Origin of the sequence: Roseateles chitinivorans (assembly GCF_002761755.1) — a bacterium.
Classification (GTDB): Bacteria; Pseudomonadota; Gammaproteobacteria; order Burkholderiales; family Burkholderiaceae_C; genus Roseateles; species Roseateles chitinivorans.
The window spans coordinates 33,648-54,066 of record NZ_PEOG01000022.1; the positions used below are offsets into that span (position 1 = coordinate 33,648).

The 20,419-nt window shown below is 67.1% G+C and carries 15 protein-coding genes; 5 read left to right on the plus strand and 10 right to left on the minus strand.

Annotated elements, in window-relative coordinates; translation table 11 throughout:
* The first annotated feature begins 28 nt into the window (after positions 1-28).
* Positions 29-640, plus strand: a complete 612-nt coding sequence (locus CS062_RS10035) for a UPF0149 family protein (protein ID WP_099861509.1) — start codon at positions 29-31, stop codon at positions 638-640.
* Between the two features lie 86 nt (positions 641-726).
* A complete protein-coding gene (locus CS062_RS10040) occupies positions 727-2,226 on the plus strand; it encodes a M48 family metalloprotease (protein ID WP_099861510.1) in 1,500 nt (499 codons plus the stop codon).
* Between the two features lie 116 nt (positions 2,227-2,342).
* Here the strand turns inward: CS062_RS10040 and CS062_RS10045 are convergent, their stop codons facing one another.
* Together CS062_RS10045 and CS062_RS10050 are read right to left on the minus strand one after the other, a co-directional pair.
* A complete protein-coding gene (locus CS062_RS10045; RefSeq protein WP_143742303.1) occupies positions 2,343-2,705 on the minus strand; it encodes a TraB/GumN family protein in 363 nt (120 codons plus the stop codon).
* Positions 2,706-2,836: 131 nt separating this feature from the next.
* Positions 2,837-5,503: a S9 family peptidase gene (locus CS062_RS10050; RefSeq protein WP_099861512.1), complete on the minus strand. Its 2,667-nt coding sequence runs from the start codon at positions 5,501-5,503 to the stop codon at positions 2,837-2,839.
* Between the two features lie 143 nt (positions 5,504-5,646).
* On the opposite strand from CS062_RS10050, the gene CS062_RS10055 reads away from it, so the two are divergent.
* A complete protein-coding gene (locus CS062_RS10055; protein WP_199174216.1) occupies positions 5,647-6,252 on the plus strand; it encodes a hypothetical protein in 606 nt (201 codons plus the stop codon).
* Between the two features lie 65 nt (positions 6,253-6,317).
* Positions 6,318-6,614 (plus strand): hypothetical protein, encoded by a 297-nt coding sequence (locus CS062_RS10060; RefSeq protein WP_099861513.1) that lies wholly within the window; start codon positions 6,318-6,320, stop codon positions 6,612-6,614.
* Positions 6,615-7,300: 686 nt separating this feature from the next.
* On the opposite strand, the gene CS062_RS25775 is transcribed toward CS062_RS10060, so the two are convergent.
* From CS062_RS25775 to uvrA, 3 genes are all read right to left on the minus strand, one after another.
* Positions 7,301-7,522 (minus strand): hypothetical protein, encoded by a 222-nt coding sequence (locus CS062_RS25775; RefSeq protein WP_143742304.1) that lies wholly within the window; start codon positions 7,520-7,522, stop codon positions 7,301-7,303.
* Between the two features lie 69 nt (positions 7,523-7,591).
* Complete coding sequence (locus tag CS062_RS10065) at positions 7,592-9,220, minus strand: anti-phage dCTP deaminase (protein WP_099861514.1); 1,629 nt, start codon at positions 9,218-9,220, stop codon at positions 7,592-7,594.
* Between the two features lie 106 nt (positions 9,221-9,326).
* Positions 9,327-14,963 carry an excinuclease ABC subunit UvrA gene (gene uvrA, locus CS062_RS10070; RefSeq protein ID WP_099861515.1) on the minus strand — a complete coding sequence of 1,879 codons (5,637 nt, stop codon included), beginning with the start codon at positions 14,961-14,963 and terminating at the stop codon, positions 9,327-9,329.
* 336 nt (positions 14,964-15,299) lie between these two features.
* Between uvrA and CS062_RS10075 the strand changes: the two genes are divergently transcribed.
* Positions 15,300-15,821 (plus strand): response regulator, encoded by a 522-nt coding sequence (locus CS062_RS10075; protein WP_099861516.1) that lies wholly within the window; start codon positions 15,300-15,302, stop codon positions 15,819-15,821.
* A 72-nt stretch (positions 15,822-15,893) separates the two neighbouring features.
* On the opposite strand, the gene CS062_RS10080 is transcribed toward CS062_RS10075, so the two are convergent.
* From CS062_RS10080 to CS062_RS10100, 5 genes are read right to left on the minus strand one after another with little or no spacing between them, the layout of a single operon-like run.
* Positions 15,894-16,739, minus strand: a complete 846-nt coding sequence (locus CS062_RS10080) for an alpha/beta fold hydrolase (protein ID WP_233218010.1) — start codon at positions 16,737-16,739, stop codon at positions 15,894-15,896.
* Positions 16,736-17,803 (minus strand): branched-chain amino acid ABC transporter permease, encoded by a 1,068-nt coding sequence (locus CS062_RS10085; RefSeq protein WP_199174218.1) that lies wholly within the window; start codon positions 17,801-17,803, stop codon positions 16,736-16,738. The genes CS062_RS10080 and CS062_RS10085 overlap by 4 nt, the downstream gene beginning before the upstream one ends.
* Positions 17,804-17,824: 21 nt before the next feature.
* Positions 17,825-18,835 carry a branched-chain amino acid ABC transporter permease gene (locus CS062_RS10090; protein WP_099861545.1) on the minus strand — a complete coding sequence of 337 codons (1,011 nt, stop codon included), beginning with the start codon at positions 18,833-18,835 and terminating at the stop codon, positions 17,825-17,827.
* Between the two features lie 50 nt (positions 18,836-18,885).
* On the minus strand, positions 18,886-19,647 hold the full coding sequence (locus CS062_RS10095) for an ABC transporter ATP-binding protein (RefSeq protein ID WP_099861518.1): 762 nt from the start codon (positions 19,645-19,647) through the stop codon (positions 18,886-18,888).
* A complete protein-coding gene (locus CS062_RS10100; RefSeq protein ID WP_099861519.1) occupies positions 19,644-20,399 on the minus strand; it encodes an ABC transporter ATP-binding protein in 756 nt (251 codons plus the stop codon). Before CS062_RS10100 ends, CS062_RS10095 begins: the two co-directional genes overlap by 4 nt.
* Between the last annotated feature and the right edge of the window lie 20 nt (positions 20,400-20,419).

A 20,419-nucleotide genomic window follows, 5' to 3' on the forward strand; every position in this document is an offset into this window, starting at 1 on the left:
GACACCGCCCGACTTCCCAGGATCCGACATGGACTTCCCGCAGTACCAGCCCGACAAGGCCACCTACCACCCGCTGACCGATGACGAGCTGTCGGACCTCGACGACTTCCTGTCCGAGATCGACAACGACGCGGCGATGAACATCGAGGCGCTCGACGGCTACCTGAGCGCGCAGCTGCTGAGCCCGCTGTCGCTGAGCGACAAGCCCGGCGCCGAATGGATGAGCCCGGTGTGGGGCGGCGGCGACCCGTTCGCCAGCGGCAAGCAGCGCAAGAAGATCGCGTTGCTGCTGCTGCGCCATGTGCACAGCCTGGCGGTGCAGTGGTCCTCGAAGCAGGACGAGTGGGAACCGATCTTCAGCGTGGCCGAGGAAGGCGAGCAGCAGCTGGTCGACGCCGAGGACTGGTGCACCGGCTTCATGATCGGCGTGGACCAGGACGGCGAGGCCTGGGCGCCGCTGTTCGAGCACGTCAAGACCGCGGCCGCGCTGGCGCCGATCGCGCTGCTGGGCGGTGACGAGAGCCAGCTCAGCGCCGAGGACCAGGAAAAGCTCACCGACCTGCACTGGCGCGACGCGCTCAGCCGCGAGGTGCCCGAAGGCGTCCTGACCCTGTGGACGCTGCGCCAGCAGGCCACCTGAGCGCGCCCGCCGTCTCTCGCCGTCCCTGCTCCCGCCGGCGGGCATCGCGCCTGCCTTCCCTTTTCCGTCATGCCGAGTTTCTTCCGATGAAGCGCCACTTTCCGTTCGCGGTGCTGGCCACCGCCGCCTTGCTGACGGTCGCCGGTTGCGGCACCAATGTCGTCAACCCGGTCTCCGGCCGCACCGAGCGCAGCGCGATGAGCCTGCAGCAGGAGGTGGCCGCCGGCCGCGAGGCCCATCAGGACGTGCTCAAGGAGTACGCGGTCGTCGAGGACGCACGGCTGCAGGCCTACGTCACCGCACTGGGCAACAAGCTCGCCGCGCAGTCGCACCGGGCCGAGCTCGAATGGCATTTCACCGTGCTCGACAGCCCGGAGGTCAATGCCTTCGCGCTGCCGGGCGGCTATGTCTACGTCACCCGCGGCATCCTCGCCTACATGGAGAGCGAAGCCGACCTGGCCGGCGTGATGGGCCATGAGATCGGCCACGTGACCGCGCGCCACGGCGCGCAGCGGGCAACGCGCCAGCAGAACGCCGGCATCGGCGTGCTCGCCGCGACGGTGCTGGGCGCGGTGCTGGAGTCGCGCGGCGTCGGCGGCGCGACGGACATCGCCGGACAGCTCTCGCAGAACGCGGCGGCGGGCTACATCGCCTCCTACAGCCGCGAGCAGGAACTGCAGGCGGACCAACTGGGCGCCGAATACCTGGCGCGCAACCGCTACGACCCGAAGCACATGGTCGACGTGATCCAGGTGCTGAAGGACCAGGAGCAGTTCGCAGCCGACCAGGCGCGGGCGCAGGGGCGCCAGCCGCAGACCGGCAACAACTGGCTGGCCTCGCATCCGAGCAACGAGCAGCGCCTGCAGCGCATCCGCGACGAGGCCTCGCAGCTGACCGCCGGTCAGGCGGTGGACGAGAACCGCGCGGCCTTCCTGCAAGCGATCGATGGCATGGTCTTCGGCGACAGTCCGGCGCAGGGGCTGGTGAGAGGTCAGCAGTTCCTGCACCCGACGCTGGACATCGCGCTGACCGCGCCAGCCGGATGGTCGCTGCAGAACGGCAGCGAATCGCTGACGGTCATGAGCCCGCAACGCGATGCGGCGCTGATCCTGCAGCCGGTGCCCGAGAAGGCGGGGAGCGCGCATGACGAGATCCTGCGGCGCTGGGGTGCCGAGCAAGGCCGCACCGACGCGAAGACGATCAACGGCCTGAAGGCCACGCACTTCAGCGGCGTGCGTCGCAACGCACAGGGACAGCGCAGCAATGCCGAGATCACGCTGATCACCAGCGCCAAGGGCGCGGTGTACGCGCTGGTCTACGCCGCCAAGGACGGCCAGACCCTGCAGGCGCGACGCGCCGCGCTGACGCAGGCGGAGGAGAGCTTCCGCGCGCTGACCGCGGACGACCGCAAGCTGGCCAAGCCGTGGAAGGTCGCGTTGCGTCCGTTCCCGGCCGGCGGCTTCGCCGAGATGGCGAAGACCTCGGTGCTGACCGAAGCCCAGCTGAAGCTGCTCAATGGCCGCTATGGCGGCGAGGCGCTGCCCAAGCCGGGCGAGCGCGTGAAGACGGTGGTCGCGGCACCCTGACGCCGCCAGCAGCGGCAGCGGCAGCGGCAGCGGCAGCGCGGCTGCGTCGGCCGCGCCCGTAGCTCAGGCCACTTCCGGGAGGTGCGGCGCCCTGCCCGCCCCACGACATCGGCCGCTCAGGGCACGGGCGTCACCGCCACGCCCCTGCGCCGCAGATCCTGGAGCAACCCGTCGCAGCGGCGGGTGATGCCTTCATAGGAGAAGAGATGCGCGGCCCCCTGCGCCTCGAAATGCGTCTTCCCGTCGTCGAGTTGGAGCAGGCGCGGCAGCCAGCGCTCATTTCTTGGACAGACGAACATGTCCATGAAGGGATTCGGATCGACCTGCCTGTCCATGAAAACCTGGCGCGCGGAGTTTTCGACCTGCCCCGCCGCATCGGCCACCGAGGTCTGCGCCGGCGGAAGGGTATTGCTAACGCCCCTCGATTGGAGAAGCTCGAAATGAACCGATGCAAATTCGTCAAGGCGGCGTTGATTCAATATGAATATCCCGTGAGCAAAACGCCGTAGAAACTTAACAGTGTCAATTCAACGTCGGTAAAACGTTGGAGATCGGGAAAGAAAAAGGCCCGCGGACTTTTCAGCCGCGGGCCTTCGGAGGGATGAGCGCCTTACTTGCGCTGCGCTGCGCCGAGGTGCTGCAGCCAGAACGCCTCGTACTTGCGATGCCAGCCGACGGCCTTCACCGCGCCGCCGAGCGCATGTTCGCCGTCCGGGTCCAGGAACAGCTCGACCAGCCCCTCCTTGCCCGACTCGAGCAGCGCGCGGTACACGTTGACGGTGTCCTGGTACAGCACGTTCGGGTCCTGCATCCCGTGCACCAGCAGCAGCGGCTTCCTGAGCTGCTTGGCCAGCGGCAGCAGCGAGAACTTGCGCAGCACCGGCTTGGCGCGGTCGACCTTGCCGATGGTGCGGCCGCTGTACCAGCTGTTGTAGTTCTCCCATTGCGTCGGCCCCGCGCCGGCGATGCCGGCCGCGAACAGGTCGGGCTTCGTGTACATCGTGTACTGGGTCTGGAAGCCGCCGAAGCTCCAGCCGTTCAGGCCGATGCGCTGGGCATCCACGCCCAGGGTGGCCGTCATGGTGGCGACCAGGTCCTCCAGGTCCTCGGTCTGCGGCGCACCCGGCTTTTCCCAGTTGGCATCGGCGAACTTCTCGCCGTAGTTGGAATGGCCGCGCGGGTCCACCGTCACCGTGACATAGCCATGCTTGGCCGCCATGTACATCGCGAAGAGGTAGCCGGTCGGCTGGAAGCTGTCGGTCTCCACCGAATGGCGGTCATTGAGCGGCCCGCCGTAGGTGTAGACGATGGCAGCGCGCTTGTCGCTCGGCGCCCAGCCCAGCGGCTTGAACACATAGGCCGGGATCAGGTCGCCGTGGCGGTTCTTGAAGCTGAAGCGCTCGGGCCGCAGGACGTCGACCTTCGTCCAGGCCGGATCGTGGCTCTGCGTGAGCAGCCTGCCCGGCTCCGCGACGGCCGCCGGCTGGCCCTTGAGCAGCTTGAGCTCGGGCCGCTCGGCCCAGTTGCCGGCCACCGCGGCGGCCCACTGCCCGTTGCGGGCGACGGCCGCGTTGCGGTGGTAGTCCGGCGAACGGCCCAGTGCGGTCATGCGGCCCTCCTTGAGCTCGACCCGCCAGACATTCATCGCCGCGTAGTCGTCCTTGTTGGACACGACGAACATCGTCTTCGCGTCCGGCGTAAAACCAAGCACCTGGAAGGCTTCGAACTCCCCCTTCACCAGTGGCGTCACCGAACGGTCGGCGCCTGCGGCAAGGCTCATCGCATAGGGCTGGCGCCAGCCGTTGTCCGCCAGGATCAGCACCAGTTGCTTCCCATCCGGCGTGAAGGTCGGCGTCATCACATTGACCAGCTCGTGATGGATGGGCGCGCGGCGCTCGAGCACCATCTCCGGCTTCGCCTCTCCGGGCTTGCCGAGGTAGACGCGGAACTGGTCCTTCTCGCGCTCGAAGGTGGTGAACGCGTAATGGCTGCCATCGCGCGCCCACACCACCGGCGAGATCTCGAACCAGGCATCACCGCCCGGATGCGTGAACACCGGTTGCGGCTGGCGCTCCGGCGGAGCGCCGGTGGCCGGGACCTTGCGGATGTAGATCGCCATCGAGGGCAGCCCGCGCTTGTCGTCGGACACCTCGCGATCGACCTTCTTCGCCGTCGCCCAGCGATCCCCGTAGTTCATGATCTCGACCTGCCGTCCCGGCTTGGGCAGCGGCTTGCCGTCGGGACCGACCAGCGGCGCATGGGCCACCAGCGCCATCCAGCGACCGTCTTCGCTGATGGCCGTCTGGGCGATGCGGAACTTGCGGTCCTCGTCGTCCGGGTTGAACAGCTCCCGATTGATCACCTCGATGCCGGCCGTCGCCAGGCGCACCCGCAGCACGCGGGTCTCGTCCTGCACGATCAGCGACTGGTCGTCCGGCGCGTAGGCCACCGGCTTGAGTCCGCGACCGGTCGCGAGCAGCGGCTCGGCGCGCTCGCTGCCGGCCTTCCAGCGCAGCAGTTGCCCGCGGTAAGCGAGCACCAGTTCGTCCGCCTTGGACGCCCACACGAATTGCGACACGCCGGGATACAGGTCCTCGGGCTTGAGCTTCTCGCGCTCGCGCTTCTTCTTCAGCTCGTCCCGCAGTTCCCACAGCGCCATGTCCTTGGGGTCCTTGGCCGGCTTCTTCGCCTCGGCCGCGGAGGCACCCGAGGCCGGCGCCGCGGCGGCGGCCGGCGCTTCGCCCCAGGCCGCCTTCTCGGCGGCCTTGCGGGCCTCGTCGCGCGCCTTGCGCTCGGCCAGCTCGACCTTCAGCGCCTCGATCTCCCGGCGCTCCCACTGTTCCAGGTCGACGGCCTCGCCACGCAGGTAGGCGGCCTGGGCCTCTTCCCGAGCCTGCCGTTCGGCCTGTTCATCGCGCTTCTGCTTCAGCTTGCGGGCAAAACGATCCAGGTTCTCCGGCGTTTCCACCATCGCCATCAGGGCCGGCGAGGTCAGTCGCAGGGTGCGGCCGGTCTGGGTGTCATGCACGTACAGGTCGCTGCCCGGCTCCCCGAACGGGTTCCAGAGATAGGCCACGTAGCGGCCGCCGGCGCTGAACTTCACCTCCTTGGCGGCCTCGCCACGATAGGGCTCGGCGCGGAAAAGCTGTTCCAGCGTCAACGGCCGATTGGCCACGGCCACCGGCGCGGCGGCCGTTTGCGCCAGCGAGCGCTCGCTCGCGCCCAGTCCCGTCGCGAGGGTCGCCAGCGCCAGGGAAGTCAGGATCCATCGTTTCAAATCGTTGCTCCACGCCCCGCAGGGTCAGCAGGGACGCGGGATTCTAGGGAGGGGCACAACAACTGCTTACCGCTGCGCTGTGCACCGGATCCGTCAAGCGCGCGTTAACCGTCCATACTTTCCCTAGGTAGGTCGGAGGTTTCATGAAGCACGTGATCCAACGCATCCTCGGCGCCGCGGCGCTGATCGCCAGCGCGCTGGCTGCGCCGACCGCCTTCGCAGGCGATGTGGGCGTGTCCATCAGCGTCGGACAGCCCGGTTTCTATGGCCGCATCGATGTCGGTAACGTCCGTCCGGACGTCATCTACGCGCAGCCGATGGTGATCGAGCGGGTCTACGCCCCTGCTCCGCCCCTCTACCTGCGCGTTCCGCCTGCCCACTACCACGCCTGGTCGCGCCACTGCGGCTACTACCGCGCCTGCGGCCGGCCGGTGTATTTCGTCCGTGAGGACTGGTACACGCGGACCTATGCCCCGGTCTACTACGGCCGCCCGCACGTGCATCCGATGCCGGTCTATGCTCCCCCGCCGCCGCCGCGTTGGGAGCCGGTGCGCCGGGACCATTGGGACGGCCGCTGGGATGGTCGCCGCGACTGGCACGACCACCGCGACGATCGCCGCGGTTGGGACGATCGGCGCTGGGAAGAGCGCCGCGATGACCACCGAGGCGGCGGTCGCGGCGGCTGGGACCGCGACGGCGACCGCGGTGATCGTGGCCATGGGCATGGACGCGGCCATCATCGCGACTGAGTTTCTCCCCTCGCGTATAGTCGGCCGCTTGCACGCCAGCAAGGCGTGATTCACCGCGCCGACGTATGTTCGCCAAAGTCATCGCCGCCCTCGGACTGCTGATCTGCGTGTTCCTCGCGATCGACATGGCCTTGCCGCGGCGCTACCAGATGGCCTGGCGCGCGTGGATCAAGCGCCCGGGCCTGCTGCTCGGCAGCGGCATCGGCCTGAAGGGCCGCTTCAACTCGCGCGATCGCCGCCGCGCGGCCCACGACGCCGCCCTCGATGCGATCGCCCGCGCGAAGCACCGCTCGGGCACCTGGGACGGCAACGTCTACCACGGCGACGACTTCGAGCAGCGCCAGCGACGCAAGCCCCACTGAGCAGGCCAGCGCGTGATCGACCGGGAGATGCCGAGAGGCTGTCGCGATCCCCTGCTCCTGAAGGTCAACGCCCTGGCGGCGAGCGTCGCGTTCTACACCGGCATCCGACCGAACGAACCAGCATCTGATCGAGATCAGGGCGTATCCGTTGGCATAGCTATCGGGGGAGCTTCTTCGCTCTCTCGTGGATGCGCTGAACAAGGGCGAGGTATTCGGGAGAGCCGGGATCCAAGGGGTCTCGTCGTCCGGGGACTGCCTCGGCGCACCGTTCCGTGAAAGGTGCGGTGACACGGGCCGAGGCATTGCAGAACCCTTCATGGCCTCGCAGCGACGACGGGGGCAACCGGGAGAAATCAAACTTTACGAGGCGATCCTCGTTGCTCGCCGTGCGCTCGTTCTCGAACGCCATTGCCGCTCGCCATGCCTGCCCCATCCGCCAGCCCGAATGACTGCCGCGAAAGACAGGGGCAATTTTTGACCGCGCGGCCGCATGCGGCACAAGTTGCCGGAAGAACCTTGACCGTTGGAGAAAAGGGCTGGAAACCGCGTTGCAAGGCAGCCACCAGCCCCTCTCAGGGAGCAACGAAACAGACGCCCCACCCAACTCCGATGCGCCGATCGGAATGAATCTGCGCTGGAAAAGATAAGGCGACAGGATCACTCCTGTCGCCTTATCTTTTCCAAACCTACCAATCCAATTTGCTAGCTCGAGCGATCACTCTCTTCAAAATTTCCTCTTCAAGCGCGGCATCACGATTACCGCCTTCTACACCACCACCGATAGTCGGTGATTGAGAATTTGTTTCACTTTTTCGGCGAAAAAGAAAAACGTTCGATCGCATGCCAGTTGGGAGATCGCGATCAAACGGAAGTTGCAACTGCCCGGGCTCTTCATTGTTGTTAGACATAACAAGCTCCCCAGCAACATCTGACCTATCCGATTAGGGTGGCGATTCTAGCGCCACCACCATTTGGTGTCAATATTTCACCGAAGGCAATTTCGATAATTTTTCCGCAAAATGTTTCACTGCGGCGTCTTCGAACGCGTGATAGTTATCCAAATACTCGGGCAGCACCTTGGCGGGATTCTCTGTTGCGATCGGTACGAACCGGCCCGTATCTTTGTTCTTTCTTCCATCCGCCCTGAAGACCGTTGCAAATAACCTAGGGGAGACACCTTCGAAGTGAAGAAATTTCACTTTTGATTCTTGATGTCTACGATCCTCATCATTCATCTCTTCAGAGTAGTCTGCGGGACTCTCGAACGAAATCGCATCACGATGCAGTTGTTGAGCCATGCTCTTATCATAGGGCTCGATATAGATGACTTCTTCAATTCCGGAAGCCACGATGTGTCGTGCACAGCTATGACAGGGGAAGGTAGTCGTAAAAAGCCTCGCCCCCCTGATCCCCTCACCTCCGGATCTAGCTAAGGAAACAATGGCATCCATTTCCGCATGAACAGAGCGAGAAAATTCTATAAGACTTCCCAGTCGAGTTTTCTTATATATCGCCTCCAAACTCTGCTTAAGTATTTTTCCTGAGTTACCGACGCCGTTCTCCCTGAAAATCACATCGAGGACATATCCGATATCCTCTTGGAGTTTACGCTTGTAGTAATCATTGAAGCATTCGCGGTCCCCAATATGGACGCAGCGGTGGTCCTGATGGGAACGTGCTCCTCCATAAAGCCCCCCTTTAGGCGCCGGCACGTCATTACAGCCTGTGGCAATTACATCGCCGTTCGTATTGGCAATTGCGGCTCCCACTTGGCGAGACAAGCAAGCCGAGCGAAGACCAGCGGCATAAGCCGCATACATCCCTGTTTCTAGAACGTCCGGCGTTTTGCTTTTGTCACCATGGATCAGACTAACGAATCGATCTATCGCATTCCTTTGATCTACAAGTGCATCGTTTCTAACGAAGAAGTCCGCGAGGTGCAGCGTTTTATCTAGCTGCTGACCCCACAAGCCCTCCTCGCTTCGGTCGATCTCAATTAGCTTTTCGGTTTCTGTTTCGTCGACCCCGTCATCTTCAAGCAAGCGCTTGCGCTGCGCATAAGGTTTGGTAACGCCGACCAAATAGAAGAGGTTGCGATAAAGAGCCCTCAAGAGGTCTACCTCTTCCGGGCGCTTCACTTGATCGATTAGGTAGGCAACTCGCTGAGAGTAACTCTCAACCGGCGCATTAACAGCTTCGTCTCTGCTCCGCTCTCTGTCCAAGACAATTTGACTTACAGCGAATTCGGCAAGAATGTGTTTATTCTCACTCAATTCCCGGATTCTCTTCCCGGCCTCTTGAAGCTTACGATATCTATAAAATGGGTCTGACCATTCCTGATCCTTAACTGTCGCTTGAATTCTTCCGGCCGCTAGGGATTCCTCTAGGAATTGACTGACCTTGATTACTTCAACCCGATAATTCAGCTTCAGCAGGCTTCTGCGAGCCGCATTAACCACGGACTTAATGCCGCACCCAATGGGTCCGGCGAAGGCCAAAACCAATTCATTCGATTGTCTTCCTTCAAACCGCTGCATCAACGTCTCCGCAGGAGCGGGAGTTGAAGAAACCGGTTGTTCTTCCATCAGCACGTTGCGTGCGACCATGACTTCCTCCCTGACCACAAATGTTTTACGACATTTTGCGTCGAAGAGAATTGCAGGTGCATCAGCGTTCCCACCAATTTGGGGTGGGCCATCGCATCACCTCTCCTTACCGTCTCGCCAGCACCGGCGCCAGGGCCTTCCCGGTGTGCGTGCCCAGGGCCACCAGCGTCTCCGGCCGTCCTTGCGCAACCACGACACCGCCCGCCGAACCGCCTTCCGGCCCCAGGTCCAGCACCCAGTCCGCCTCGGCGATCACGTCGAGGTCATGCTCGATCACCACCACGCTGTGCCCGCCGCTCACGAGGCGGTGCAGCACGCGGATCAGCTTTTCGACGTCGGCCATGTGCAGCCCCACCGTCGGCTCGTCCAGCACGTACAGCGTGTGCGGCGCCTTCTGGCCGCGGCGCGTGACGTCGTCGCGCACCTTCACCAGCTCGGACACCAGCTTGATCCGCTGCGCCTCGCCGCCCGACAGCGTCGGGCTGGGCTGGCCCAGCGTCAGGTAGCCCAGGCCGACGTCCTGCAGCAGCTTCAGCGGATGGGCAATCGACGTCATTGCGGCAAAGAACTCCACCGCCTCGTCCACCTCCATCTGCAGCACCTCGCCGATGCTCTTGCCGCGCCAGGTCACGGCCAGCGTCTCGGGATTGAAGCGCTGCCCATGGCATTGGTCGCAGAGCACCTTCACGTCCGGCAGGAAGCTCATCGCGATGGTGCGCATGCCCTGTCCTTCGCAGGCCGGGCAGCGGCCCTCGCCGGTGTTGAAGCTGAAGCGGCCCGGACCATAGCCGCGGGCCTTCGCTTCCAGGGTTTCGGCGAACAGCTTGCGGATCGCGTCCCAGAAGCCGATGTAGGTCGCCGGGCAACTGCGCGGCGTCTTGCCGATCGGCGTCTGGTCGACCTCCAGCACCCGGTCCACGCGCTGATGGCCCTCGATCGCGTCGCAGCCGATCCACGTCGACGGCGCCCGGCGCAGCGGCACCGCCGCGGCCATGTTGGCCAGCAGCACGTCGCGCGCGAGCGTGGACTTGCCGGAACCCGACACGCCCGTGATCGCCACCAGGCGGTGCAGCGGCACGTCCACCGTGACGCCGCGCAGGTTGTGCAGCGTCGCATTGAGCACCGTCAGCTTCGGCGCCTCGGGGTCCATGTCCCGGCGCGGTTGCAGCGGATGCACCAGCGGCTTCGACAGGAAGCGGCCCGTCAGCGACTCCGGGTTCTGCGCAATCTGCTCGGCCGTGCCCTCGGCGATCACGCGGCCGCCGCGCTTGCCCGCGCTCGGACCGATGTCGATGATGTGATCGGCACGCCGGATGGTGTCCTCGTCGTGCTCGACGACCACCAGCGTGTTGCCCTTGTCGCCGAGCGTCGACAGCGCCTTCAGCAGGATCTGGTTGTCGCGCGGATGCAGGCCGATGGTCGGTTCGTCCAGCACGTAGCAGACGCCCTGCAGATTGCTGCCGAGCTGCGCCGCCAGGCGGATGCGCTGCGCCTCGCCGCCGGACAGCGTGGGTGCCGCGCGGTCCAGCGTCAGGTAGCCCAGCCCCACTTCTTCGAGGAACTCGAGCCGCCCGCGGATCTCCGCGATCACGTCACGCGCGATCTCGGCATCGCGGCCGGTCAGCGCCAGGCCTGCGATCCATGCGCGCGCCTCCGTCACGCTCCATGAGGCCACCGTGCCGATGGTCTCGTGCTCGAAGCTGACCGCGCGCGCCACCGGATTCAGCCGCGAGCCGTGGCAGTCCGGGCACGGCGCGTCGCTCAGGTCCTCGATCTCGGCTTCCTCGGCGGGGAAGCTCTGCTCGCGGCCGCGGTTGTCCTTGTCCTGCTGGCTGTCGTCCAGCGCCTTGCGCTGCTCGCGCGTCAGGGCCAGGCCGGTACCGACGCAGGTGGTGCACCAGCCGTGCTTGGAGTTGTAGCTGAACAGCCGCGGATCCAGTTCCGGATAGCTCGTGCCGCATTGCGGGCAGGCGCGCTTGGTCGAGAACACGCGCAGCTCGCCGATGCCGCGCGTCGGTTTGGCGTTGCGCAGCGCGTCGTGCAGCCCGTCGAGCGGCGACAGCACATGCACCACGCCCTTGCCGTGGTCCAGCGCCTTGGCGAGCAGCTCGCGCAGCTCGGCCTCGGTCTCCGGCGCGACGGTCATGTCGCCGACCGGCAGTTCGATCGTGTGTTCCTTGAAGCGGTCCAGCCGCGGCCAGGGACTGGTCGGCAGGAACTCGCCGTCGACGCGCAGATGCGTATGCCCGCGCTGCTTCGCCCACTTCGCGAGGTCGGTATATACGCCCTTGCGGTTGACCACCAGCGGCGCGAGCAGCCCGATGTGGCGGCCCTTGTAGTCGCGCAGCAGCTGTGCGGCGATGGCCTCGACGCTCTGCGGCTTCACCGGCGTGCCGTCGTTGGCGCAGTGCTGCACCCCGAGCTTCACGTACAGCAGCCGCAGGAAGTGCCAGACCTCCGTCGTCGTCGCGACGGTGCTCTTGCGCCCGCCGCGCGACAGGCGCTGCTCGATCGCGACCGTCGGCGGAATGCCCCAGACCGCGTCGACCTCCGGCCGGCCCGCCGGCTGCACGATCGAGCGCGCATAGGCGTTGAGCGACTCGAGGTAGCGGCGCTGGCCCTCGTTGAACAGGATGTCGAAGGCCAGCGTGCTCTTGCCGGAGCCCGACACGCCGGTCACCACATTGAACTTGCCACGCGGGATGCTGACGTCGACCGACTTCAGGTTGTGCTCGCGGGCGTTGACGATGCGGATCGCCTCGTCGGCCTGACGGCGCCGGCGCAGCAGCGACTGCAGCGGCTGGCCCTCCGAGACCTTGACCGGCGCGCGGTCCATCTCGGCCGCGTACTCGCGCAGCGCCTGCGCGGTGTGCGAGGTCGGGTGGTCCTTCAGCGTCTCCGGCGTGCCGACCGCGACGACGGTGCCACCGTCCTCGCCGCCCTCGGGCCCCAGGTCGATGACCCAGTCCGACGCGCGGATCACGTCGAGGTTGTGCTCGATCAGGATCAGCGAGTGCCCCGCCGACAGCAGCTTGCGCATCGCGCGCATCAGCTTGGCGATGTCGTCGAAATGCAGGCCGGTGGTCGGCTCGTCGAAGAGGAACAAGGTGCCCTTGGTCGCCGTGGCCTGACGCGGCTTCGAGGCCGCCTCCGCGAGGTATCCCGCCAGCTTCAGCCGCTGGGCCTCGCCGCCCGACAGCGTCGGCACCGGCTGGCCCAGCGTCAGGTAGTCGAGGCCGACATCCGACAGCGGCTGCAGCTTGTTCAGCACCTCGCGGTCATCCTTGAAGACGCCGAGCGCCTCGGCCACCGTCAGGTCCAGCACGTCGGAGACGCTGAGCTGCCGCCCGGCGCGCTCCAGCTTGACCTCGAGCAGCTCGGCGCGGAAGCGCTTGCCGTCGCAGTCGGGGCAGCGCAGGTAGACGTCGGACAGGAACTGCATCTCGACGTGCTCGAAGCCCGAGCCGCCACAGGTCGGGCAACGGCCGTCGCCGGCGTTGAAGCTGAACATGCCGGCGCCGTAGCTGCGCTCCTTGGCGAGCGGTGCCTCGGCGAAGCGCTTGCGGATCTCGTCGAACACGCCGACGTAGCTGGCGGGGTTCGAGCGGGCCGTCTTGCCGATCGGGGACTGGTCGACGAAGACGGCGTCGGCCAGCCAGTCGGCGCCGAGCAGCCGGTCATGCGCGCCGGGCGCCTCGGTGGCCTGGCCGAACCAGCGCGCCAGCGCCGGATAGAGCACGTCCTGCATCAGCGTGCTCTTGCCGGAGCCCGACACGCCGGTGACCGCCACCATGCGTTGCAGCGGGAACTCGACGCTGACGTTCTTGAGGTTGTGCTCGCGCGCGCCCTCGAGGATCAGCCGCGGCGTGTTCTCCTCGACGACGCGCTTCAGGCCCATGCCCACGTGCTTGCGCGCGCCGAGGTAAGCGCCGGTCAGCGTGTCGGCGGCGCGGATCTGCTCCGGCGTGCCGTCGAAGACGATCTGGCCGCCCTGCTGGCCGGGACCCGGGCCCATGTCGATGAGCCGGTCGGCCGCCAGCATCACGGCCGGGTCGTGCTCGACGACCACCAGCGTGTTGCCCGCGTCGCGCAGCCGCTGCATCGCCTCGACGATGCGGTTCATGTCGCGCGGATGCAGGCCGATGCTGGGCTCGTCCAGCACGAACAGCGTGTTGACCAGCGAGGTCCCGAGGGCGGTCGTCAGGTTGATGCGCTGCACCTCGCCGCCGGACAGCGTGCGGCTCTGCCGGTCCAGCGTCAGGTAGCCGATGCCGACGTCGACGAGGTACTTCAGCCGGTTGCGGATTTCGTCGAGCAGCAGCTTGAGCGCCTCGTCCAGCATCGAGCCGGGGAGTTGCAGCTCATCCATGAAGCGCCGCAGCCGGTGGATCGGCAACTGCATCAGGTCATGGACGGACAGGCCGGGCAGCGCCTCGAGCTGCGCGCGATCCCATCGAACGCCCTCGGGCATGAAGCGCTGGTCCGCCGGCAGCGCCGCGTCCGCGAGCGCCTTCGAGCCGATGCGCCACAACAGCGCCTCGGTCTTCAATCGTGCGCCCCGGCAGGCGGGGCATTCGGTGTAGCTGCGGTACTTCGACAGCAGCACCCGGATGTGCATCTTGTAGGCCTTGCTCTCCAGATAGTCGAAGAACCGGCGCACGCCGTACCACTGCTTGTTCCAGTTGCCGTTCCAGTTGGGGCTGCCCTCGATGACCCAGTCGCGCTGGGAGGGCGTCATCTGGCTCCAGGCGGTGTCGCGCGGGATGCCGGCATCGCCCGCGTACTTCAGCAGGTCGTCCTGGCACTCCTTCCAGGCCGGCGTCTGCATCGGCTTGATGGCGCCGCCGCGCAGCGTCTTGCGTTCGTCCGGGATCACCAGCCCGAGGTCCACGCCGATCACGCGCCCGAAACCGCGGCAGGTCTCGCAGGCGCCCATGGCCGAGTTGAACGAGAACAGCGCCGGCTGCGGGTCGGCGTAGCGGATATCGCTCTCCGGGCAATGCAGTCCGGTGGAGTAGCGCCACAACACCGGGGCGGTGCCCTCGTCCGCGCCCATCACGTAGACCGTCATCCGGCCGCTGCCGCGCTTGAGCGCCAGTTCGATCGCCTCCATCGCGCGGGACTGTTCGGCGCCCTGGATGCGGAACCGGTCCGCCACCACGTCCAGCACCTTGCGGCCGTTGACCACGCGCTCCGACTGCACCCGGGTGAAGCCAGAGGCCGACAGCCATTGCTCCACCTCGCCGGCGCTGACGGTCTCGGGCAATTCGACCGGGAAGGTCAGCACCAGGCGCGGATCGTCCGCGGTGGTCCGTGCCATCAGTTCGGCGTAGATGGTCTGCGGCGTGTCATGGCGCACCGGCAGCGCGGTCTCGCGGTCGAACAGGTCGGCGCCGCGCGCGAAGAGCAGCTTCAGGTGGTCGTTGAGCTCCGTCATCGTGCCGACGGTGGAGCGGCTGGTGCGGACCGGGTTGGTCTGGTCGATCGCGATGGCGGGCGGCACGCCTTCGACCTTGTCGACCGCCGGGCGGTCCATGCGGTCGAGGAACTGGCGCGCGTAGGCGGAGAAGGTCTCGACGTAGCGGCGCTGGCCTTCCGCATACAGCGTGTCGAACACCAGGCTGGACTTGCCCGAGCCGCTGGGCCCGGTCACCACGGTCAGTTCTCCGGTCCGGAGATCCAGGTCGAGGTTCTTGAGGTTGTGCTGGCGGGCGCCGCGGATGCGGATATCGGCGTCGGACATGAGGTGTGGGCTCGGGAGCCTCGAAAAAGGCAGTGGGCGATGATTCTAGGGAGGGCGACTGCCATGAATTGGCAGCAGCCGGCGGGCCCGGCCCGGGGTGACCGGCGCGATGCAGTGGTAAGCAATTGAAAGCAGAAGACCGTTCAGGAAGCCTTCGCATACCTCCTGTCAAGGCCTCCGAACGATGACTTCCGCACACTTGCTAGTCTTCGGGGGGTGCGGCAACAATGGACCCCGTCGCCGCCAAACAACACCGGCCCCGGTTCGACCTGAACGGCGGGCGACGTTTTTCAGGGATTACCTCGCCTCCCGATCGGATCGAGGACGACAAGCGACATGGACAGAAACGACGGCCATCCCATTTCCGAGACCACGCTGGTCTTGATGACGTCGGACGCGTCCGCGAAGCCGCCCCAACCCTCCTCGATGACCGATCCGGCGGTCTCCGGCCAGCGTCCGGCGCCGGGCGAGCCCTTCGTGCTGCTGGTCGAGGACAACCCGATCAACCAGGTCGTCGCGTTGGAGTTCCTGGCGCTGATGGGCTTGAAGACGCAGCTCGCGCGCAATGGCCAGGAAGCACTGGACCTGTGCGAGCACGCGGCGCCCAGCCTGGTGCTGATGGACATCCAGATGCCGGGCATGGACGGCCTGGAATGCGCGCGCCGGCTGCGGGACCAGCAGGCGCAGGGCAAGCTGCCGCGCTTTCCGATCTTGGCGCTGACGGCGCACGCGCTGGACAGCGACGTGGCGGACAGCCTCAAGGCCGGCATGGACGAGCACCTGACCAAGCCGCTGGACTTCCTGACGCTGCGCCGGCGGCTGGCGCGCTGGCTGGACCTGCCGCAGCTCAACGACTGAGCCTGACGGCCGTCTTCGGCGGCCTCCTCGGCGGGCTGATCGAGCGATCAGCACCAGGAGGCGCGCCGACCTTCAGCGCCCCGCGAGGAAGCGCTCCACGATCGCGAAGTGCTCGGGCACGTTCAGCGCCGGCGCATGGCCGCAACCCGCCACCGTCACCACTTCCGCCCGCGGTCCGCGCACCCGCATCGCCTCGGCCGTCTCCGGCAGCAGCAGGTCCGAAGCCTCCCCGCGCAGACACAGCACCGGCAGGCTGAGCGAATCCCATTCGGTCCAGCGCTTGTAGTCGTCCGGATGGACGAAGAACTGGCGCACCATCGCCGGGTCGTAATGCGGCGTCACCCGGCCGTCCGGCAGGCGCCGGGTCGAGCTCTCGGTCAATCGGCGCCATTGGGCGTCGCTCATCCAGCCGTAGGGCTGATAGACCTGACGGAAGTAGCGCTCCAGTTCGCCCACGGTGTCGAAGGCCGCCGGATCGCCCGCATAGCCACGGATGCGCTGGATCGCGGGCTCGGCGAGCTCCGGCCCGATGTCGTTCAGCACCAGCCGCCGGATGCGGCCCCGCAGCGAGGTCGCCGCCGCCAGCAGCCCGATCGCGCCTCCCATCGAGGTGCCGACCCAGTGGCAGCTCGCCAGCCTCAGCTGGTCCATCAGCGCCACCGCCAGCTTCACGTAGAAGGCCAGGTGGTACTCGTTGTCCGGATCCGGGCTCCACTGCGACAGCCCCCGCCCGATCGTGTCCGGGCAGATGACGCGATAGCGCCCTGACTGCGCCAGGTGGGCCGCCAGGTCGTCCATGTCGCGCCCGGTGCGCGCCAGGCCGTGCCAGGCGATCACCGGCTCCGCGCCCGGATCGCCCCAGTCCATGTAGTGGAGCTCCCGGCCCTCGCAGCGCAGGTAGTTCGACGTCGAATTCAAGTGCTCCTCCTCGCCTGCCGCAGGCGCCCGACCAGGCCGTTCGGGAAGTGGTACACGGCCAGCACGAACAGCACGCCGAGCCACAACAGCCAGCGCTCCGGCGCGATCAGCTGCGACAGCACCGGCACGCCCTCCACCGCCGACGCGCCGACGCGCATCAGGTCCTGCAGGTAGCTCTGCGCCAGCACGAACAGCGCGCTGCCGATCACCGCGCCGTAGATCGTCCCCATGCCGCCGATCACGACGATCAGCAGGATGTCCAGCATGATCTCGAAGGACAGCGAAGTGTCCGGCCCGTTGTAGCGCAGCCAGATCGCCAGCAGCGCGCCCGCGAGCGTCGCGAACACCGCCGCCAGCACGGTCGACAGCGTCCGGTAGGTCACCAGCCGATAGCCGATGGCCTCGGCGCGGAAGTCGTTGTCGCGGATCGCCTGCAGCACCCGGCCGAACGGCGAATTGACGATGCGCAGCAGCGCCAGCACCAGCCCGAGCGTCACGACGAACAGCAGGTAGTAGCTCAGCAGCCGACCGTCGACGGACACGCCAAGGACCGGCTCCTCGAGGAACTCGGTCGACGGCGACAGCAGTTCGGGGAGCCGGAAGTTCAGGCCGTCCTCGCCGCCGGTGAAGTCCGACAGCTGCGACGCCAGTCCCTGGAACGCCGCGGCGACGGCCAGGGTGATCATCGCGAAGAAGATCGCCTTCACCCGCAGCGAGAACAGGCCGATGACGAGCGCCAGCAGCAGCGACAGTCCGAGCGCGCCGCCGATGCCGACCGCCAGCGCGGCGAAGCCTGGCGCCATGCGGGTGCTCGCGATGGCCACGCCGTAGGCGCCGATGCCGAAGAACATCGTGTGGGCGAAGCTGACGATGCCGGTGTAGCCCAGCAGCAGGTCGTAGCTGCCGACCAGCACGATGAACACGAGGATCTTGGCCGCCACGTTGAGCGCCTTGGTGCCGGGGAACAGGAAAGGGGTCAGCGCCAGCGCCAGCACCGTGAGCAGCAGCAGCGCCGCCAGCACGCGGCTGCGCGGCAGGTCATGGGACAGCAGGGATCGGATCAGGGACATGACGGCGCGCTCCGCTCAACGATGGCTGACCGGATAAAGGCCCTGAGGCCGCCACAGCAGCACGGCGACCATCAGCGCGATGTTGGAGAACAGCGCCGCCTTGGGCGCCAGGAAGCCGCAGTAGTTGGCCATCAGGCCCACCAGCAGCGCGCCGGCGAAGCAGCCCAGCGTCGAGCCCAGCCCGCCGATGATGATGACGATGAAGATCAGCGTGTTGACCTGCGCGCCGATCTGCGGAATCACGCTCTGCTGGTACAGGCCCCACAGCACGCCGCCCAGTCCCGCTAGGCCCGAACCCGCCACGAACACGGCGACGAACAGCCGCCGGATCCGGTAGCCCAGGCTCTCCACCATCTCGCGGTCCTGCACGCCGGCGCGGATCAGCAGGCCCAGCTTGGTCCGGTTCAGCAGCCAGAGCAGGCCGGCGAAGACCAGCAGGCCCACGACCACGGCCACCAGCCGGAACTTCTCGACCGCCACGTCGCCGACGACGAGCGCGCCGCGCAGCGATTCGGGCGGCTGCAGCGGGATCATCTGCGGCCCCCAGACGAGCTTGATCAGCTCCTCGCCGATGATCATCCCGCCCATCGTGATCAGGATCTGCTTCAGGTGCATGCCATAGACCGGCCGCACCAGCACCCGCTCGAACACCAGGCCCAGCGCCGCCGCGCTGACGATGCCCGCCAGCGCGGCCACCGCGACCGCGCCCAGGTTGGCGGCCAGCGAGGGGCTCGCGACGAAGCCGCCCATCGCGCCCATCACCGTCGTCGCCACGAAGGCGCCCAGCGCGATGAACACCCCGTGGCCGAAGTTCAGCACGTCCATCAGGCCGAAGACCAGCGTCAGTCCCGACGCGATGACGAAGACGATCAGGCCCATCGCCAGTCCGGCGATCGTCAGCGTCGCCCAGCTCGAGGCGGACCCGACCAGCGGCAGCGCGCCGAGCGCGAGCGCCGCGATCAGCAGCAGCGGGATCAGGTCGAAGCGGGCCTGCGGCACGGCGGCGGAGGAGGACGCAATGTTCATCGAGGACGGCGCCGTGAGCGGCGCGGACGGGTTCAGTCGGGAGGACGAGGTCATTGATGAGCCGCCAGCGAGAGCCCCAGCAGCCGCTGCTGCAACGCCTCGTCGCCGGCCAGGTCGGCCATGCGACCGGCGTGCACGACACGGCCGTCGTCCATCACCGCGACACCGTCGCCGAGCGCCTGCGCGACCATGAAGTTCTGCTCGACCAGCAGCACCGTCGTGCGCGCGCCGTCGCGGCCGCGCTTGATCTCCTGCAGTGCCTCGATCAGGTTGCGGATGATGGCCGGTGCCAGGCCCTTGGTCGGCTCGTCGATCAGCAGCAGCCGCCGCGGCTCGACCATCGCGCGCGCGATCGCCAGCATCTGCTTTTGTCCGCCGCTCAGCTTGCCGGCCGGGTAGAGCCAGAACTTGCGCAGCGCCGGAAACAGATCGAACAGCCAGTCCAGCCGCGCGGTATCGAGCTCGTCCAGCGAGCGCGCCCGGCGCGCCGCCAGCAGCAGGTTCTCGCGCACCGTCAGGTCGCCGAAGATGCCCATGTTCTCCGGCACATAGGCGATGTCCAGGCGCGCGATCTCCGGCGTCGGCAGCGCCTGGATCGGCCGCCCGTCCAGCAGCACCCGGCCGGCGCCCGCGCGCCACAGGCCCATCACCGTGCGCAGCGTCGTCGTCTTGCCGGCGCCATTGCGGCCCAGCAGCATCGTGACCTCGCCCTCGCGCGCCGCGAGGTCGACACCATGCAGGATGTGGTACGCGCCGATGTGGGTGTGCACGCCTTCCAGCCGCAGCAAGGCACGGTCCGCGGCGGGGCTCATGCGGCCTCCGGCATCGCCAGGCCCAGGTACGCGTTCTGCACCACCGGCGAGGCGATCACCGCCGCCGGCTCGCCATCGGCGACCAGTTGCCCGTTGTGCAGCACCACGATGCGATCGGCCAGTTCGCGCACCACGTCCATCTTGTGCTCCACCAGCAGCAGGGTGTGGGTGCCTTCCGCCTTCAGCGCGCGGATCAGGTCCAGGATCACCGGCACCTCGTCGACGCTCATGCCGGCGGTCGGTTCGTCGAACAGGTAGACCTTGGGCCGCAGCGCCATCAGCATCGCGACCTCCAGCTTGCGCTGGTCGCCATGCGGCAGGCTGGCCGCCGGCGCGTCGGCGCGATGCCCCAGCCGGACCCGCTCGACGATGGCCTGCGCCTCGTCGAGCAGCTCGCGGTGGTGCAGCCAGACCGACAGCATCCGCAGCCCCTCGCCACGGCGGGACTGCACCGCGAGCCGCACGTTCTCCCGCACGCTCAACGTCGGGAAGAGCTGCGTCAGCTGGAAGGCGCGCCCCAGACCGCGACGCGTGCGCAGCGGCGCGGCCATCCGCGTCAGGTCCTCGCCGTCGAGCAGCACGCGCCCGGCGCTGGCGCCGAGCTGGCCCGAGATCAGGTTGAAGTAGGTGGTCTTGCCGGCGCCGTTGGGCCCGACGATGGCGGTCAGCGCGCCGGGATGGAAGGCACAGCTGACGCGGTCCACCGCCGTGTGGCCGCCGAAGCGGATGGTGAGGTCGCGGGTCTCGAGCATGCGTGCGATTCGGAGGCGAG

Excerpts from the sequence above, each read along its gene's own strand:
- CS062_RS10035 (WP_099861509.1), top strand. The coding sequence starts at position 29 with ATGGACTTCCCGCAGTACCAGCCCGACAAGGCCACCTACCACCCGCTG.
- CS062_RS10040 (WP_099861510.1), top strand. The coding sequence starts at position 727 with ATGAAGCGCCACTTTCCGTTCGCGGTGCTGGCCACCGCCGCCTTGCTG.
- CS062_RS10055 (WP_199174216.1), top strand. The coding sequence starts at position 5,647 with ATGAAGCACGTGATCCAACGCATCCTCGGCGCCGCGGCGCTGATCGCC.
- CS062_RS10060 (WP_099861513.1), top strand. The coding sequence starts at position 6,318 with ATGTTCGCCAAAGTCATCGCCGCCCTCGGACTGCTGATCTGCGTGTTC.
- CS062_RS25775 (WP_143742304.1), bottom strand. The coding sequence starts at position 7,522 with ATGTCTAACAACAATGAAGAGCCCGGGCAGTTGCAACTTCCGTTTGAT.
- CS062_RS10065 (WP_099861514.1), bottom strand. The coding sequence starts at position 9,220 with ATGGTCGCACGCAACGTGCTGATGGAAGAACAACCGGTTTCTTCAACT.
- uvrA (WP_099861515.1), bottom strand. The coding sequence starts at position 14,963 with ATGTCCGACGCCGATATCCGCATCCGCGGCGCCCGCCAGCACAACCTC.
- CS062_RS10075 (WP_099861516.1), top strand. The coding sequence starts at position 15,300 with ATGGACAGAAACGACGGCCATCCCATTTCCGAGACCACGCTGGTCTTG.
- CS062_RS10090 (WP_099861545.1), bottom strand. The coding sequence starts at position 18,835 with ATGAACATTGCGTCCTCCTCCGCCGCCGTGCCGCAGGCCCGCTTCGAC.
- CS062_RS10095 (WP_099861518.1), bottom strand. The coding sequence starts at position 19,647 with ATGAGCCCCGCCGCGGACCGTGCCTTGCTGCGGCTGGAAGGCGTGCAC.
- CS062_RS10100 (WP_099861519.1), bottom strand. The coding sequence starts at position 20,399 with ATGCTCGAGACCCGCGACCTCACCATCCGCTTCGGCGGCCACACGGCG.